At 53.1% G+C, this 18,000-nt stretch carries 14 protein-coding genes and 1 pseudogene; 6 read left to right on the forward strand and 9 right to left on the reverse strand.

The features are described from left to right. The first annotated feature begins 8 nt into the window (after positions 1-8). Together AGA_RS08755 and AGA_RS08760 are read left to right on the forward strand one after the other, a co-directional pair. Positions 9-1,166: an iron-containing alcohol dehydrogenase gene (locus AGA_RS08755; protein WP_059024785.1), complete on the forward strand. Its 1,158-nt coding sequence runs from the start codon at positions 9-11 to the stop codon at positions 1,164-1,166. A 72-nt stretch (positions 1,167-1,238) separates the two neighbouring features. Then, positions 1,239-2,630 carry an NAD-dependent succinate-semialdehyde dehydrogenase gene (locus AGA_RS08760; RefSeq protein WP_059023898.1) on the forward strand — a complete coding sequence of 464 codons (1,392 nt, stop codon included), beginning with the start codon at positions 1,239-1,241 and terminating at the stop codon, positions 2,628-2,630. 141 nt (positions 2,631-2,771) lie between these two features. Here the strand turns inward: AGA_RS08760 and AGA_RS08765 are convergent, their stop codons facing one another. Next, the gene (locus AGA_RS08765) at positions 2,772-3,464 is read right to left on the reverse strand and encodes a fumarylacetoacetate hydrolase family protein (protein WP_059023899.1); all 693 of its coding nucleotides are present in this window, start codon (positions 3,462-3,464) and stop codon (positions 2,772-2,774) included. A gap of 157 nt (positions 3,465-3,621) precedes the next feature. Here AGA_RS08765 and AGA_RS13740 point away from each other — a divergent pair, with 157 nt between their 5' ends. Beyond that, positions 3,622-3,927 carry a hypothetical protein gene (locus tag AGA_RS13740; protein WP_157065335.1) on the forward strand — a complete coding sequence of 102 codons (306 nt, stop codon included), beginning with the start codon at positions 3,622-3,624 and terminating at the stop codon, positions 3,925-3,927. Here the strand turns inward: AGA_RS13740 and AGA_RS14470 are convergent. After that, positions 3,918-4,082: a hypothetical protein gene (locus AGA_RS14470; RefSeq protein WP_172793707.1), complete on the reverse strand. Its 165-nt coding sequence runs from the start codon at positions 4,080-4,082 to the stop codon at positions 3,918-3,920. The two genes, AGA_RS13740 and AGA_RS14470, sit on opposite strands and share 10 nt — an antisense overlap. On the opposite strand from AGA_RS14470, the gene AGA_RS08770 reads away from it, so the two are divergent. Further along, complete coding sequence (locus tag AGA_RS08770) at positions 4,011-4,283, forward strand: FAD binding domain-containing protein (protein ID WP_083503682.1); 273 nt, start codon at positions 4,011-4,013, stop codon at positions 4,281-4,283. The two genes, AGA_RS14470 and AGA_RS08770, sit on opposite strands and share 72 nt — an antisense overlap. Here the strand turns inward: AGA_RS08770 and AGA_RS14475 are convergent. The 7 genes and pseudogenes from AGA_RS14475 to AGA_RS08805 form a co-directional block, all read right to left on the reverse strand. Further along, positions 4,192-4,968 (reverse strand): annotated as a pseudogene (locus AGA_RS14475) (IS5 family transposase). The gene AGA_RS08770 and the pseudogene AGA_RS14475 sit on opposite strands and share 92 nt — an antisense overlap. Before the next feature lie 717 nt (positions 4,969-5,685). Continuing rightward, positions 5,686-6,024: a DUF1493 family protein gene (locus tag AGA_RS08780; RefSeq protein WP_059023901.1), complete on the reverse strand. Its 339-nt coding sequence runs from the start codon at positions 6,022-6,024 to the stop codon at positions 5,686-5,688. A 30-nt stretch (positions 6,025-6,054) separates the two neighbouring features. Beyond that, positions 6,055-6,471: an STM2901 family protein gene (locus tag AGA_RS14480; RefSeq protein ID WP_373319901.1), complete on the reverse strand. Its 417-nt coding sequence runs from the start codon at positions 6,469-6,471 to the stop codon at positions 6,055-6,057. A 308-nt stretch (positions 6,472-6,779) separates the two neighbouring features. After that, the gene (locus AGA_RS08790; protein WP_059023903.1) at positions 6,780-7,163 is read right to left on the reverse strand and encodes a type II toxin-antitoxin system VapC family toxin; all 384 of its coding nucleotides are present in this window, start codon (positions 7,161-7,163) and stop codon (positions 6,780-6,782) included. Continuing rightward, positions 7,160-7,498 carry a type II toxin-antitoxin system Phd/YefM family antitoxin gene (locus AGA_RS08795; protein ID WP_010512391.1) on the reverse strand — a complete coding sequence of 113 codons (339 nt, stop codon included), beginning with the start codon at positions 7,496-7,498 and terminating at the stop codon, positions 7,160-7,162. Before AGA_RS08795 ends, AGA_RS08790 begins: the two co-directional genes overlap by 4 nt. Before the next feature lie 7 nt (positions 7,499-7,505). Next, positions 7,506-8,144: a tyrosine-type recombinase/integrase gene (locus tag AGA_RS08800; protein WP_059023904.1), complete on the reverse strand. Its 639-nt coding sequence runs from the start codon at positions 8,142-8,144 to the stop codon at positions 7,506-7,508. Positions 8,145-8,537: 393 nt separating this feature from the next. Continuing rightward, positions 8,538-10,790 (reverse strand): CHAT domain-containing protein, encoded by a 2,253-nt coding sequence (locus AGA_RS08805; RefSeq protein WP_059023905.1) that lies wholly within the window; start codon positions 10,788-10,790, stop codon positions 8,538-8,540. A 470-nt stretch (positions 10,791-11,260) separates the two neighbouring features. Here AGA_RS08805 and AGA_RS13480 point away from each other — a divergent pair, with 470 nt between their 5' ends. Beyond that, entirely contained in the window at positions 11,261-11,500 is a 240-nt protein-coding gene (locus AGA_RS13480) for a restriction endonuclease (protein WP_231945762.1), read from the forward strand. 227 nt (positions 11,501-11,727) lie between these two features. Continuing rightward, a complete protein-coding gene (locus AGA_RS08810) occupies positions 11,728-17,739 on the forward strand; it encodes a DUF4011 domain-containing protein (RefSeq protein ID WP_231945763.1) in 6,012 nt (2,003 codons plus the stop codon). Positions 17,740-18,000 lie beyond the last annotated feature (261 nt).

An 18,000-nucleotide genomic window follows, 5' to 3' on the forward strand; every position in this document is an offset into this window, starting at 1 on the left:
GCGGAACAATGCAAAACTTTGAATTCTACAACCCTACACGGATACTGTTCGGCAAAGGCATGATCGCCCAGATTAATGAACAGTTATTACCCGAAGCGCGTGTGCTGGTACTTTACGGGGGCGCAAGTGCTGAACGCAGTGGCACGCTGGCTGAAGTCAGAACAGCTCTTGGCAGCCGGACTTTTCGTGAATTTGGTGGCATTGAAGCTAATCCCACATATGAAACCCTGATGAAAGCCGTGGCACTGGTACGAGAAGAAAAGCTTGATTTTCTTCTCGCCGTTGGTGGCGGGTCAGTTATGGATGGCACCAAATTTGTGGCCGCAGCCGTGCCGTATGATGGCGAACCGTGGGACATTCTGGTCAGCAAAGGTGAGGCTGCAAAAAAGGCGCTACCACTGGGCACAGTTGTTACCCTGCCTGCCACTGGTTCCGAAATGAATTGCCTGAGCGTGATTTCACGTCAGTCCACCGGTGACAAACTGCTGTTCTCCAACCCGCTGATCTATCCGCGCTTTTCCGTATTAGACCCCATGCGCACCATGAGCCTCCCGATGAAGCAGGTTATCAACGGTGTGGTGGACTCTTTTGTCCATGTAATGGAACAGTACATGACCTACCCCGTCGACGGTATGGCTCAGGACCGTTTTTCTGAAGGGCTGCTCTCCAGTCTGATAGAAATCGGACCACGGATTACAGCAACACCGGATGATTATGATCTGCGTTCCAATCTCATGTGGGTGGCAACGCTCGCTCTGAATGGTTTGATTGGTGCTGGCGTGCCTCATGATTGGACAACCCATATGATCGGTCATGAAATCACAGCAAAGTATCACATTGACCATGCCCGTACACTGGCCTTGGTATTCCCTGCCCTGCTGAAAGTTCGACGCAACGAAAAGCGGGCCAAGCTGTTGCAATATGCCGCACGGGTCTGGAATTTGAACGCTGGTACGGAAGATGAGCGCATTGATGCTGTCATCCGTAAGACCGAGGAATTCTTTGAGAACCTAGGCGTGCCGACTCATCTGTCTGCCTACGACATCGGCGCCGAAGGTATCAACGATCTGGTCAGACAGCTTGAAGATCACGGCATGACGCATCTGGGTGAAAACGGTGATGTTACCCTCGATGTAAGCCGCAGAATTCTGGAAGCCGCTGCCTAATCTACGATCCATTACTGCCGAGGAGCTCCCCACTCTCTGGCCCCTAACAAGTTGACAAGAAAGAAGCTTTAAATGGCTTATGCCTCGATTAATCCCTATACCAATGAAGTCGTTGCCACATTCCCTGATGCCACGGATGCCGAAGTCCAGACTGCACTGACCGAAGCTCATGCCGCTTTCGAAGTCTGGCGTGACACGTCCTTTGCTACCCGTGCAAAGGTGATGAATGCCGCCGCCGCAATTCTGCGCCGTGACATTGATAAATATGCACGTCTCGGCACGCTGGAAATGGGGAAACTCTTTGAAGAGTCAAAGAAAGAAGTCATTCTTTCTGCCGAAATATTTGAATACTATGCCAATAATGCTGAAGAGCTACTCAAGCCGGAAATACTGCCTGTAGCCGATCCAGATGAAGGCAAGGCTATGTTGGTGCATGAACCTCTTGGTATCGTGCTGGCGATTGAACCGTGGAACTTCCCTTTCTATCAGGTGGTGCGCATCATCGCACCGCAGCTTTCTGCCGGTAACGCAGTCCTGCTCAAGCACGCATCCAATCTGCCGCAGTGCGCTGCAGCCTTTGATACCCTGATGACGGAAGCCGGCCTTCCCAAGGGTCTATTCCGCAACCTGTACGCGGCCCGTCCGCACACAGCCATGATTCTGAATGATCCTCGTGTGTGCGGCATTGCACTAACGGGCTCGGAAGGGGCCGGTACGGTTATCGCTGGTATCGCTGGTAAAGCTCTGAAAAAAGCCACCATGGAACTGGGCGGCGCGGATGCGTTTATTGTGCTGGAAGATGCGGATGTTGAAAAAGCAGCAAAATGGGCGGTCATCGGTCGTCACTGGAATGCCGGTCAGGTCTGCGTATCTGCCAAGCGCCTGATTGTGGCCGATGCCATTTATGACCGTTTTGTCGCTCTCTACAAGGAAGGTGTCGCAGCCCTCAAAGCCGGTGATCCAATGGACCCCGCGACCACACTGGCCCCACTCTCATCTCAGGGAGCGGCTGATGATTTACGTAGCCAAGTAACGCGGGCTATGGACCTGGGGGCGAAGGTTGAGGTGATTGGTGCTCCTGTTCCTGAGCAGGGAGCGTTCTTCCAGCCACTGCTCATGTCCAACCTCAATGAAACAAATGCGGCACGGCATTGGGAATTTTTTGGTCCCGTGACCCAGATTTATCGTGCGAAGGACGAGGCCGATGCCATCCGTATCGCCAATGATTCCCCTTATGGGCTGGGTGGCAGCGTCTTCACTCAAGATGAAAAGCGTGGTGCCCGCGTGGCACGCGCTCTGCGAACAGGCATGGTGGTCATCAACCATCCACTCTCACCCAAGGCAGACCTGCCTTTTGGTGGTATCAAGAACTCAGGTTACGGGCGTGAACTGATCGGTCTGGGCATCAAGGAGTTCATCAACCACAAACTTATTAATGTGGTGGATATCGACGCAGCGTTCTAATACGACTTTGGCAGAATGTGTTGTGGGGTCTGATGTAGGAGGATTCCACAGCGCGAACATTACCCGGTGGGTGGCGGCAGGGTGCAATCAAGAATGTCCTGCCTCCTCCCTTACCCTCTGACCGGCCCACCGGTCAGACTGCTACTGGTAGCGGACTGTCAACTGGCCAACATTTTCACAACTGGCTTCCAGCACATCATGGGCGTGGACCTGACTAACACCTGCTGGCGTACCGGTCATGATAAGGTCGCCCGCACGCAAGGTCACACTGTGTGACAGGACGGAGATCATCTCCGGAATTGACCAAATCATATCGCTAATGTGCCCAGACTGACGCACCACTCCGTTGACCTTAAGGCTGAGCAGGCTGTGCTCCAGCCCTTCGACCAAGCCAGCCGGACGAATGGCGGAAATAGGACAAGCATTGTCAAACCCCTTGGAAAGGCTCCACGGGTGCCGGTTTTTCTTGGCCTCTTCCTGCATGTCCCGCCGTGTCATATCCAGCCCGACGGCGTAACCATAGATCAGCTTTTGGCTTTCCTCGGGTGTCAGGTTAGCTCCTCCGGCATTGAGTGCCACAACCAGTTCCACCTCATAATGCAGTTTTTGCGTTTGCGGCGGAAAAGGCAGAACGGCAAGAGTGGTCACACTATCCGCCGGTTTGGTGAAAAAAAACGGTGGATTGCGCTCTGGGTCACTCCCCATTTCGCGGCTGTGCTCCGCGTAATTGCGGCCAACACACCATATCCGGCCGACAGGAAACTGCACATTCTGCCCGTCTATTGGCAAGGCCGGGATGGAGGGAGGAAACAAAAAGGAGGGACGCTCAATCATGTATGATGCTCCGAGGGGAGGCTGAGTGAAAAAACTATGCTGGATAAGGCTGTTTTATAAACGATACCCGCAAATTTTTACTGATCAAATTTAAGTGTCATATATCCATCCCCTGCCCCGAAAGACGTGCCATAGGGCAAGGATAGATCCCGGAGTTTTGCCTGAATGCGCCTATTATCCTCCCCTTTTACCAGATAGCTACAGCAGCACTCTCGCTGTTCTCAAGGCTAACGGTCTGTCGTCCAACAATGCCTACGCCGTGGCAGAGCTTATTCATTCCAGCCCCCAAAACCGCGAAACCCTGAGTGTTAACTGGACCAGAGGCAAGTGGTCTGTCTCAGTGGAAGAAATGCGCTACGGGTCCAGCGTCTTTATTGCGGCCCTAACCTCCCCACCAATCTGTGGATACAAATCCAGCCTGCGACGGCCCGACGCAGGAAAGTCGCCTGAGCATCAGTCATAATCCTGACCGCGACATAATCGTCGAAGGTGCAGACCGCCACGGCGGGTTTCCGGGAAGGCGACACTCTCATCATAGGCGCCCTGATGCGTTGGCAGGACATCCTGCTTGACCCTGTCATCGCGCAGACCGCCCCGATCCTCCGAGACGTCGCACATGGTGTTGGAAGCCCCCAGATCAGAAATGCCGCAACCATTGACGGCAATGTGGCTACCGCCTCTCCGGCCGGAGACAGCCTTCCGGCTCTGGTCGCACTTCAGGCCCGCATCAGGCTAATCCACGGGATAGCACTCGGGAAATGCCCGTTGCAGACTTTATCACCGGCCCCGGACGCACGCAGCGCAGAACAGAAGAACTGATCGCCACACGTCGCCAGTCTTTCAGCGTTGCGAACATGTTTTCGATCAGATGACGCTTTTTATATCGATGCCAGTTGTAAGGCGGCTTTGATTTCCGGTTCTTTTTCGGAGGAATGCAAGCAGTGATATTGCGTTCTGCAAGCGATAACCTGATCCGGTTGCTATCATAGCCTCAGTCTCCGATGACTTCTCCTGTCTCGTCTGGGAGAACTGCCAGAAGCACGCCTGCGCCTCTGAAGTCACTGACCTGTTTCGCAGTCAGATAAAGGCGGACAGGCCGGCCCCGACCATCGCACACGGTATGGAGTTTTGAGTTCAGACCGCCTTTTGTCCGTCCGATATGGCGGGGAAAAGCCCCTTTTTAAGCAAGGGAGGCCGATGTCCGATGCGCTTTGAGATGTGTTGCATCAATCATCAGGCGCTTTGAACGGCCTGCCTGTTCTGTCAGGGCTACAAAGATCCTGTCAAAGACGCACTGGCGGCTCCACCGGATGAAGCGATTATACAAAGTCTTGTACGGACCATACGCTTTCGGAGCGTCTTTCCACTGAAGGCCATTGCGTATCACATAAACGATCCCGCTCAGAGCACGCCGGTCATCCACCCGTGGCACTCCGTGCGCCAGAGGGAAAAACAGATCAATCCGCTCCATCTGGCTCTCAGACAGCAAAAACACCTCACTCACAGCCTTACCTCCATCGGTAAGCCTCTGAAACACAATGGCTCGCTCAGCTCAAGAAATTAATAGGTCCTGAGCCTAATCATGAGCGGGATCTTGGACGAATTCTTATAGATGGCCAACATGAAGGCGTCTGCCTCCTGTCCGCTTCCGGCCCGGTCCCTTCAAATGCGGTTGTTCTGCATAGCGCCAAAAACGCGGTCTATCGTGGTTCACCTAAAAACATCGGCTTCGGGCAAGCGCCACCATCACTTTGGTGTCTGACTTGAGGCGTAAGCCTCCATCTAGGCATGAGCTGAGGAGGCCTGGCACAATTAATTGCTTTTTAGGCTGCGAGTGCGGAACGGTCCGTGTTGCTTATGCATGGGACGCCGAGAGGCTGGAAAGCTCGGTTCCCGGCGAATTATCCTCATATTCTGGATTTTTTCAGTTGGCTTTGAGGTCGGTTTTTTACGTCCGACAAGAAAACTTGAACTCCCGTTCTGGAACATTGTAAATGCGCACGGGCCTCCAGTCTTTTATCCAACGTGAGGCATAATTCCTGGTTGGTCTTCCACATCGGTCTCGAACGTCACAGACTGCGTTCAGTCCACCGCCGATGTCGAATCCATGAAAATTCGGATCACTTTCTTTTGGCATTCTGAGCGGTGAATAGAAAAGAATCTCGCCATAGCTGATATGAACCGGAATAAGGTGGACGTGCTTTAGGCTCAGGTAAAGGTGTTAGACCCAAGCGCCAACAGAGGCAGCGTGCGCTAACATGGCTATAGTCAGGGGCTTAGGATCTAACTGAGGACACTTCCTATTCACAAAGCCGAACAGCAGTGCACCTATGATTCCTTCACCCTCTTCTGGGAAATATTTTTCGAAATCAAAATTTTGAGCACTGACATCAAAGTGCTCAAAGTAACGGTGCATTAGGTTCTTGGCGTCGTCGTTGTACATACGAAGATCGCCTCGCAGTGTCGTATTTTCTGTCAATTCGCGTGGTTTCGGGCCCGGAACTTGTTCAGAAATAAATGACAAGATTTCAGATAGCGCGTCTTCGTAAGATTTTACCATGCCATTTTGTCCTCCTGCTTGACTAAATCGTTATAGCGCCGAACTGATTTCAGTAACGTCCTTCGTCATGAAGAAATAGCCAACAAATGGGATGGTTCGCCCTATCCATGCTCCTAAATGTCTTGTCATAGCAATACGAAGAGTGAATAACGATTTTCCGGCAAACATCGGAAGACGAAAAGGTAGCTGAACGTCAATAGCTCGCCTAGAAGCCAAAGATGCGACTGACGTCCCTTTGGTAGCGCCCGAGGGCCTCCCCCGTGTCGAGATTACTGGCTGCCCACTTATAATCGCGATAGCCCCTATAATATCATCAATACCTAATTGTTCTTTGTTAGTATCGATGACAATCCACATGAACAAACGCTCTGCGTTTAGACTGTAAAGACCGTTATATAAATACGTTGTCATAGCGGGTTGCTTGAGTGAATATTTTGAACGAGGCATGGAGATATTCTCTCTAGGTAAGAAATTATGCTGTTTTCAATGAATAAAAAATTGTGTATTTTTGCAAAAATTTACACAAATAATAAGTTGTCTGGACGCAGCGCACAAATACAACCACCTTACCTTCCGAGGCCTTGTGCCTTTGAAGGTATAAAAATCGTATTGTTCTTTATTTGTTCCATATTCTACACACTGTGTCAACGATGCATCCTGTGTGCGGGATTGTCTGGGCCGATGTCCGCTTTACGAAAAGTAACAGATGAGAGCAAATGACTGACATGAGACGTGTTCTGACGGCAGTTTCTGCTTCACGAACAGCGTATTCGCTTGATGGGGTAATGATCCATTTGTCCGTCTTCCGAAAGAAATGTGGCGTGTTCAGCTTGCGCCTGCGCCATAAGGAGATGGTCAAACGGATCACGATGATGCAGAGGCAAAGACATCAGGATCTGTAGGTGCTCGGTCTGTATTTGTAATAGTGAGAAACCTTCTTCAGGAATGGCTGCTAGAATATCGTTCATATCCGCATCCAGCTTTCCGATACGGATTTTGATCGCAATCTCCCAGAGTGACACGATACTCACCAGAATATCGTGAACCGGGTCTGCGATGATTTCCCGTGGAGTCTCACCCAGCCGGTCGGAGTCCGAAAGCCACCACAGCAACGCATGCGTATCAAGCAGAACCTTCACAGGTCGCGTTCCATGCTTTCAAGAAGGTCCGGCGGTGTCTCATCAAAATCTTCGCTTATTCTGATCCGTCCGCGCAATGCGCCGGGTTGACGACGGGGGCGATAGGAAGAGGCTGGCGGCCGCAGTTCGGCTACGACCTGATCATGAGACGTCACCAAGATCGTACTGCCTTGCCTGACCTGACGCAGATACGCTGTCAGGTTTCCCCGGAACTCCCGAACACCGATTTTCTGTGGTAATGGTGCGTTATCTGAAAGATGCTGGCTCATGGTCTCCTCCCCATGTGTCATCATAACATGTACACATAGGGAGGAGGTAGAGAATTCCTGAGGCATGTTTGTTTCAGAGATCAGTGGCTTCCGACAGAGCCAGAGCGTCCTCGACATCCACCCCAAGGTATCGAACCGTACTATCCAGTTTTGAATGACCCAGCAGGATCTGCACGGCTCGGATATTACCGGTTCGTTTGTAAATCATGGCAACCTTAGTCCGGCGGAGCGAATGAGTTCCATATTCCGCGGCGATCAGTCCCACCGCCTGAACCCATTGATCCAAAAGCCGGGCGTATTGCCTTGTGCTCAGGTGAGCTTTGGCGCTTAGGCGACTTGGAAAAACATACTCATTCAAGCCACCACCTCGATGTTCCAGCCACGCCCGCACGCTTTCTCGCGTTGTTTCTGTAATTTCGAATTGCACAGGTCGCCGGGTTTTCTGCTGGACGACCATGGCTCGGTGGCGCACCTGACCACTGGTAACGATGTCGCCGATACGAAGACTGACAAGATCGCAACCTCTGAGTTTGCTATCGAGAGCAAGATCAAACAAAACTCTGTCTCTGACACGTTGTTCGCTCCCCAGCCAAAACCGAATAGCCCAGACGTGCTTTTCTTTGAGCGCCCGCTTGGCGCCAACCATTTTTCCTGCATTCCAAGGCACGGACGCCTTCAGTGTAGGCGATGGAAAACGCGTTTTCTTTTCCATGATACTTTCTCCTGATCAGCTGCACATGCAGCAATCAGAAGTCTGGAGGAGGACATCGGCGGATAACGAGAACTATTGCCGACCGTCCGCTTTACGGAAACCGGAACGGCTCTTCTTATAACCGAGATGAGGCGACTACAGCCTGTCTACTTCAAATTCATTGGGCAGACAGGCAGATCAGGGGGTGAGTAGAAGGTCCGCTATCTTCGCTTGAACGTAAAATAGCTGACGTTTGCATGAAAACACTTTGGCCAGCTAGCAGCCCAAAGTCACCACTCGCACCTAGTGCAGCTTCCGGCAAGGGCCAACCCCTAGCGGACGGCCGTGCTAAGCACAGCATCACACCCAATACCGACACGAAGGACGTAAAAACGGAAGTTCGCCGCGCCGGTTCTATTGATTTGCGTCTGCCTCAGCCTGCGCTTCGTCTCTGAAGCCTTCGTCAGGGTGAACGATAATGGTTTCGGGACAACCCATCTGGAGATAACTAATCGCAGTCGAGTTCACCATCGCCGAGCGCAACTCGTACCACGCCTGCTTCTCATCAATGCCGCGCTCAGACAATTCCATGATGACCGTTTCGTAGGGCCACTTGTCGCCACCATTAATAGCCATGTTACCTGCCAGATGTACAGCCACATAGGTTTCGTGGTCGATCAGACCTTTGCTTTCCAGTCGCATGCAAAAATCAGTCAGCAATTGCATCTGGATCATACCGCCCATGATCTCCATCCAGGTCAAAGACTGATTGAACTCCTTGTGGAATGCCGGAACAAATTTAGCAATGCGATAGATTAACCGAGCAACGAAGGCCGATGCATCCCGCGCGTCAATTGGAAAAACGGACCCCAGAACCGTACGCGCACCAATCGCGAGGAACCCATTTGCCGTAGAGGCGTGGTTTCGGTCGGCTGCATGAGTATCGCATGCACTAAGAACTACAATCGGTGGAATCCTAGGCTGCTTGCGCTGCAACTGCCAGATATCGATGCTTTCTTCCAAAAGTTGAAGCTCGGCAGGCTTGTCTTTTGCATGCCCGCCGTGCCCGTCAAAAATAACCAATGAGCCATTGTAAGAATTTAGTGCAGCAACCAAGTCCTCCTCATTCCGGATGCGTTCTGTCCGGATGCGAATTTTATCTCTGAATTTAGGCTCGAAAGTAGCAATCGCTATAGCAAAAAACTTGCTTATCGGGTCATCATGCCGAAGCGCGCTCAATATCAAGATTTCTTCAAAATTCGATGTCGTCAGGTGTAGATTTTCTTTCGGCAAGACTTGCTCGATGAAGAAATTTCCAGGTGTGACGGGTACTCTTGTGATATTCTTTTGGACGCAAAGTGGAAGTCCACGAACATTCATCCATTCGAGATGGGCATCTGTAATAAGGCGAATTCCATCTTCGGCTTCTTCAATAAACTCGAAAAACTCTTCCGGCACAGATGCTGTGATCGCTCTACTTACCTTCCCAAACTCTTCCCGCCTCTTCCGGTCTGTGGTGCGCTTCGCGTGGTAGTGCTGAGCAAACTGCCGGACCTGGCCAAATGTTCGGTTGACTGCATTAGGCAACCTTATGACCGCTGATACCTCCGATGCAGACAACGTGCCCACGCATTCAGTCCCAAGCCTCAGCTCAGCGGCGCGTTCAAACATGATAGCATGTGGTCTTGGTTCCTCGCCTTCTGTTGCATCCCATAACGCCTTAGCCTGTGACTTAGTAATGGCATCAAATGCGTAGCCATCCTGACGTCGCAATATGCGCCGGACAGCAATAAAGCGCTTATTTTCTTCTGGAGAGAATGCCCCGCCCGCTATGCTAATCTCGTGAAAGTGCGGATATATAGCTGGAGAAAATAGGCTAATACTTGGTGGCTTCCGGAAATACTGGTTGGCTACACGCTCGCCGATCCGTTCCCTTTCAGTCAGAACTGAACGTGTAGTCTGAACGATTGCTTCGACGTAGGGAGCAATCCCTTCATCAAACTTGTCAAAACTGCCGCTGATCGAGTCGCGGAATCCCGCCACATAAAGCGCAGACAGATTGGGGGCTACGGTGTTATGCCCACCAACTTTGTATCCGAGGTCGCGTTCTGCCGGCTCGCGCCAACTTTTAAGGTTCCTCCGAGCCATCTCCAGAGCATCCGATTTAATCTGTCCATCCAAGGCATCACAGATATTAAGGAATGCTTCCTTTAGCTTTGCCAGGCTGAACTCTTTGTATGTTATCGTGCCGCCCTTCTCCGCAACGACTGTAAGAGGAAACGTATGAGCGTCTATCCAATCGCGATACGTCTCGACGTTATCCTCACGTCCTAGAAACAGGACCAAGAATGGAAAGAACGGAGGTGTAACCATGCTCTTTAAAGCTCGCGGTGACTGGCCGCGCCATATCACCGGAGCTTGGCCAGACATTCTCCGTGGGAGCAGAATTTCTTGCCCTTCTGGTGTTAATTCCAAAATGTCGCTTGGCAAAGTGTTGATGAGCTGGACGATGCCGACATTGTACATGAGGCTGCGGGCAAAGCCCTGCAAAAGGCTGGCCTCATATGGGTCACCATCCTCGACCGGTATGACGTAAGTAATCTTTCCAAATAGATCGTACAGAGCGTTCCCGCTATCGGTTGTCTGCCCATGGATTTTCTTAATCATCTTTAAATCTTAGCGGATCGTTGTGGTCGCAGGAAGTATGGAAAAGTATTTTTCCAACGATTGACGACTGACAAGTTCAGTGAATCTACGCTGCGGCACGAGCTGGCAAGATTACTGATCGCTTTGGGCCATCTCCGTTGAATGACGCATGAACGAGCTGCCGTGAAGCGGCGTCCGCTTCCTGCTCGACTCGCCCTGATAGGCTTTGAAACAGTCATGTCAGCTATCGGGAAGCAAGTGGGAACGCCCTATGTCCGAGATGAGGCGACTACCGCCTATCTGTTCTGGTTCTCTTGAGCAGGCAGGCGAGTTAGGGGGGGGAGTGGAATGTCCGGTTTCAGGTCACAATTCAAAATAGCAGACATCCATACGGACTGAAGTCGGCTTCGAGTTGTTTTCAATGCAAACAAAATCCGCAAAATCATTAAGGCATGTCATCAATTAGCATCTGGGCCTGGAGCCGGATTTAGGTGCAGGCGAAGCATCATGCCACAAATGTCAGCGTCGATCGCCCCAATAGACAGGCCTTTGTTGGCTCGCTTGTGGAGCATGAATCGAGCAAAGGCGTGTTCGTCAACACTTCATCCTTCAGCACCCCAGCGATGGACTGCGTCCGCCACCTGAGCCAGCGCGCCATTTTGCTTGACGGCATAACATTGGCAGATCTGATGATCTCTATGGCGTCGGTGTTCGTATCAACCGCGCCATAGGGATCAAGAGGATCGATCTGGATTGCTCTGATCCCTGCCAAGCGGGAGTTTGCGCGGACAGATATGTATCGTCACGCAGATGAAGGTGTGGATTGTCTGAAGATCACTTGAAAATCACGTTCTGATCCCCGAAAGTATTTTGTAACGAAGTATGGATCTTTCTTCATGTTGCGCTCAACGAGATCACAGGCGCATGTGCGAGATTATTGAGCGTTGTGGAGATTTCAGTGACAGCCGACCATGAACAGACTGCTGAGGACGTTGAAATCACCACAGAAGAAAAAAAGCCCGAACTTCGGATCGTCTTACAGGAAACAGTCAATGCCAGCCTGTGGGAAAATAGTGTCCCGATCCTTGAAGAACTGGAATTCGACAACAGAAGCGAAAACACATATCCGGTTGTTGAAATAACCATTACCAGCGAGCCGCATTTTCTGACGCCTCGGTCGTGGATGCTCCAGCAGATCGGTCCCGATGAACTTCGAGTTCTGAACGATCGTGACCTGACACTGGATGGCTCATTGCTTTCGGCCCAGACCGAGGCATCAAGGGCCGTGGTGACCATCGTCGCCCGTGCGGGAGAACAGGAACTTGCGAGGGTAACACGCGATGTCCGGATGCTTGCCCGCAATGAATGGGGGGGCCTGTCCGGTATCCCCGACATCCTCGCCGCCTTTGTGCTTCCCAATGACCCCGCTATTGCCCGTATCCTGCGCAGCGCATCCGAGATCCTCCGGCAAGCGGGGCAATCCCCTTCCCTGGAAGGTTATCAGGGGGACAAGGCGCGCGTATGGGCGCAGGCTCAGGCGCTGTGGTGCGCCATCTGCGCGCTGGATATTACCTACATCAGTCCGCCCGCGTCTTTCGTTGAAAACGGCCAGCGTATCCGTCTTCCAACACAGGTTGTCGAGGAACGTCTGGCGACCTGTCTCGATACGACCGTTCTGTTCGCCGCATGTCTCGAAGCCATTGGTCTGCGTCCTCTGATCGTCCTGACGCGCGGGCACGCCTTCGCGGGCCTGTGGCTGGCCCAGCAGGATGCGGGTTCTTCGGTGGTCCAGGATCTGCCTGGCATTCGCAACCGCCTGAAGCTCGACGATCTACGTGTCTTTGAAACAACTTTGGCGACGGCAGCACGCAAACCCAGCTTCACCGCAGCATGCGAGCGGGGCGAGGCCCATCTGCGCGATATAGACGATGACGATCCGGATGCGTTCCGCGAAGTTATCGATATTCACCGGGCGCGCCTGCGCCGTATCCGTCCCCTCTCCACCTCTGCGGCCTCGCCGGGTGACGACGCACCAGAAACCGTATCCAATGATTCAGTTGGACAACCGACATTCGAGGCTCCTCCCCCATTGCGTGAGGAGCGTGAAGAAGAGCGCCTGCCAGATCGTCCGGCAGATCGCGTACAGAGATGGTGCAATCGCCTGCTCGACATGTCCGCGCGCAACCGACTGCTGAATCTGCCCAAATCAGATCGTCAACTGATTGAACTCGACTGTCCTGATCCGGCAGCATTGGAAGACATGGTGGCGGAGATGCGCTCGGGCAGCAATACCAAACCGCTTCGTTTTGTCGCAGCGCCCGGCCTAATGGACGACGACGATCCCAGAAACAAGGCGCTCCATCAGGGACGACATCATGAGGATGCGTCCAGAGCGTATGCGCTCGAAGCCCTCAAACGACGTGAGATCGTCGTTCAGCGGAAAGACGACAAGCTTCAGACCGCACTGACCGAAATTTATCGTCATGCCCGCAGTTCCGAACAGGAAGGCGGCACGAACGTGCTTTTCCTGACGATCGGAGCTCTGGCCTGGACATCGCAGGATAAATCTAGGCCGTATCTCGCTCCTCTCATTCTCGTTCCGGTCATTCTGGAAAGAGCGAGCATCAAATCACCCTTCACACTACGGGCACACGGGGATGAAACCCGTATCAACACAACGCTGCTGGAAATGCTGCGTGCCGAATACGATATCCGGATTCCCCTTCTGGAAGGAGAGACACTTCCAGAAGATGAGTCCGGTATTGATGTTCCAAAAATCATCGAAGCCTTCCGACTGCACCTTCGACACATTCCGGGATGGGAAATTCGCGAGCATGTCAGTCTGACGACATTGAGCTTCGCGAAATTCCTCATGTGGAAGGATCTGCTGGAACGGAAAGAGTATCTCGCCACGAACGACGTCGCCAGCCGCCTGCTGAACGGAGTCAAGGACGGCGAGCACACAGGTTCTGCCCCATCGAACGGTTTTGATCCTGCTGGTGACCTCGACGATGCTCTCGCCAAAGCCGATCTCGTCTGCCCGATGGAGGCCGACTCATCTCAGCTCAAGGCCGTCGCACGCGCCGCAGCGGGAGAAAACTTCGTCCTGATCGGACCGCCCGGTACAGGAAAAAGCCAGACCATCGGCAATATCATTGCCAATACGCTCGCGCAGGGTCGTACGGTCCTTTTCGTCGCTGAAAAACGTACGGCCCTTGAAGTAGTCCGCGCGCGTCTGGCTAAACTGGGCATCGCTGAATTCTGTCTGGATCTGTTCTCGCCCAAGGCGAACAAGATGGCGGTGCTGCAACAGTTCCAGACAGCACAGGCTGCACTTGAGGATTTCCAGCCTGAAGAATATTCGCGAACAAAACAGACACTCGACACAATTCGCACCGAACTGAACGCATACGTCCGTGATCTTCATACGCCCCGTCGCAATGGCTGGACACCCTATCGCGGAATTGGCGTCATTCTTCGTGGTCAGGAAGCATCCGTCGTCCGCATTCCTCTGGAATGGGCCAATGCGGATGTTCATTCAAAAGCCGATTACGACGCGCTGGTCCAGTCCGTCGAAGACCTGGCGACCCTCTATGCCCGCATCGGAGATGTTGTCGTCTCACCCAGACTGGCAGGTCTTGAGCAGACAGACTGGTCGCCACTCTGGGAAGACAAACTGCTCGGCGCCGTCAATGGAACGCTCTCCGCCCTCGACACGCTAAGAGAGGCAGCACTGAGTGTTACCAAGGCGCTTTCGCTGCCTCAGAACGATCTCTCCCTTCAGCGGCTTGAGCAGATCAGGGCGCTTTGCTCGCATCTTCTGTCGCCCCATGCAGCGGCGTGGAGCTTCACGGAAAGCGCACGCGAAACCCGCGACGCCGTATTACTGGAACAGGAACCCGTTGCACGGTGCCACGCCCTGACAGCAGATATTGATACCCGCTGGAAAGACAGCGTACGTACCCTTCCGTTGGCTGACACCCTCGCAGAATGGCGTACCGTCAAGGAAAAATGGCTGCTGACCCGTTCCATGGGGCAGAAGGCTATCCGTAAACGACTTGAGCCTCATGCCATCGCCTTACCTGAAGACTGCGAAAACGACCTTGAAGCTCTGGTCGAACTTACGACCCTTCTTGAAAAACTCGCGAATGCTTCTCACAAGACGAGCATCGGTCCGATGTGGCGGGGACTGGATACTAACTTCGACGCCATCAACGCCACATTTGACTGGGGACAGGAAACACGCACCCGCCTTGCGGGCTGTACAGCCGAGACGGGAGAACTGCTCACCGCCCGCACCCATCTCAGGACTCTACTGGCAGAAGGTCAGGATCTTCTCGCACCCAGCGGAACAGTCCACGCCTCCCTGACCCGTTATCTCGCGGCATTTACCGAGCTTGATGCCGCCATGAAAACACTGGGAAACTGTAGTGCCAGCGACGTTACCCGGCTGATTTCCCCCGAAAATTCTGGTTGGCTCGAACAGACAGCAGACAGGCTGCGGGACTGGAAAGAGGCCGCTCGCGAACTGCGGGACTGGTGTTCGTGGCGCCGTGCCTGCCATCAAGCCGCGCAACTCGGTCTAACACCCATGATCGAAGCCATTGAACATGGGTTGATCGCGCAAGATGACGTGCCGGCCGTTTTCGAAGCAAATTATGCACGCTGGTGGACCATGCACGCCGTCAGTGAGTCCGCTCTGCTCAGCAGTTTCGTAGCTGCGACTCATGAAGGACGTATTATCAGGTTCCGCGAACTGGACGAAAAGCTGAAAACCCTGGCCATTCGTCTGATCCGCGCGCGCCTTGCTGGACGTATTCCCGGAGAGGCCGCGCGACAGCACGATCCGGAATACAAGGTTCTGACACGAGAGATCGCCAAGAAATCCCGCCATCTTCCAGTCCGTCAACTGGCCGAAAAGATGCCGGGAGCCCTTCGAACCCTCACACCTTGTCTCATGATGAGTCCCTTGTCGGTCGCACAGTACCTGCCTGCCGATGCAGATCCGTTCGATCTTGTTATCTTCGACGAAGCCTCCCAGATCGCGACATGGGACGCGATTGGCGCCATCGGTCGTGGCAAGCAGGTCATCGTGGTTGGCGATCCCAAGCAGTTGCCACCCACGGATTTCTTCACGGCCGGTCGGGCGGCGGCTGATGCCGATCCATCCGATGAGATGACTGACCTTGACTCGATCCTTGACGAATGCCTCGGAGCGGGTGTCCCGGCCATCAGTCTAGAATGGCATTATCGCAGTCGTCACGAAAGCCTGATCGCTTTTTCGAATCAGGCTTACTACGCCGGTGATCTAGTCACCTTTCCGTCTCCGGTCACGGCTGATCAGGCCGTCTCTTTCCGCTTTGTTCCGAAAGGGATTTATGAACCCGGCAAAAGTGGATCGCACACCAATCCTGCGGAAGCACGGATGGTGGTCGCCGAGGCTGTCCGGATCATGCGCGATGGCACTGACCGCTCGGTCGGCATTGTCACTTTCAATGGAGAGCAGCAGAAACTGATTGTCGATCTTCTGGACGCTGAAGTCCGCAAAGACCCTGCTCTTGAAAGATTCACGGGCGAGCAGGCTCATGAAGCGGTGCTTGTAAAAAATCTGGAAAACGTGCAGGGCGAAGAGCGTGATGTCATGCTGTTCTCGCTCACGTACGGGCCTGACGTCGCAGGCAAAATTTCCATGAATTTTGGTCCCCTGAACCGCGATGGCGGGGAACGCCGTCTCAATGTCGCGATCACCCGAGCGCGTGAACAGCTCATCGTGTTTGGGTCGCTGCGGGGGGATCAGATTGCGATAGAACGAACACGCGCCGCCGGTGTTCGGGATCTGCGCCGCTTCCTGTTGTTCGCTGAACGAGGCCCAATGGCTCTGGCCGGCGCGCATGAAGGTTCTGTTGGAGGGTATGACAGTCTCTTCGAAGTCGAAGTTACGAGAATGCTTCAGGCAAAAGGATGGGAGGTCACAACACAGGTCGGTGTTTCCGGATTCCGCGTGGATCTTGGCGTCATTGATCCCGATTTACCCAGCACGTTTCTCGCAGGCGTCGAATGCGATGGCGCCACATATCACCGGAGCGCAACGGCGCGCGACCGAGATCGCCTGAGACAGGCTGTTCTTGAAAATCTTGGCTGGAATATTCTACGCATCTGGTCCACGGACTGGTGGACGAACGCCCCTCGCGAGGTTGAACGGGTCAACATCGCCCTGCAAGGCTTTCTGGAGATTGCCCGTCAGAAGCGCGCTGATCAGGCAGAGCAGGATGCGCCAAAAGCCGAAGCACTGCTGAATGCCACAGTGAATGAGCAAGAAGAAGATCCCGTTGTTTCTGCTGAAACATCGCAATTTGAATCTGTTACTGCTCAGCCCGCCCCAGAACACTCACCTGAAGAAATCAGGCATGTAGAGCCTCTTTACGCAAAGGCACCCGAACATATTCCATCGGATGACACGACCAGTTCAGATATCGAGGCCGATCCATCCCGATTCACGCAGGATGATTATTTGCCGACATTGGCGCGCCTCGTCGTTCGCAAAATCGATCAGGCAAAGGTCATTCGGGAAGACGTTCTTGTTCAGACCCTCTCACGGGCACACGGGTTCAGTCGCGTCGGTCGTGAGATTCGTGAACGCATCCAGAGCGCCATTCCCTCATCGATGGCACGCACCGAGGAAGATGTTGGCACTTTTCTGTGGTCGGATCGTCAGGCTGTCGTTTCACGATTGCCTTTGTCGTCATTAATGGTGGAAAAACCCATGGACCCGGCCATGTTCCCTCTTGCCGCCCTAGTGGATCTGGCGTGTCGTGCCATCGCCATTGACTGCCTGGACGAGGATGCCATTGCAAGAATGCGCGATGCCTGCGGCATGAGTCGTATGGGGCAAGCAACACGAACTCGCTTCGCCATGGCTCTGAATGAAGCGCGTCGTATGAAAGATGAACACGACACGCCTCATCTATAGGAAAGCGCTACCTGCTCCCCTTGAACTGGTACCCTTTCAAAAGGATCGAAAAGCGTAGTACCCGTTCTTTGGAAATGTCGTAGAGGGGGGGAGAAGCGGACTGTCTTGTTCTAGATTTCGATAATTCGCAGAAAATAAGTAATAATATTTTCACTCTTGCGCACTATATTGACTAATATATATACAGCGCTACATCTAAGGTACAAGAAAGAATGCCGTTTTTTGATAAGCTTAAAGAGAACGAGATGAAGAGGGCCTTTG

It is taken from the genome of Acetobacter ghanensis, assembly GCF_001499675.1.
Taxonomy (GTDB): Bacteria; Pseudomonadota; Alphaproteobacteria; order Acetobacterales; family Acetobacteraceae; genus Acetobacter; species Acetobacter ghanensis.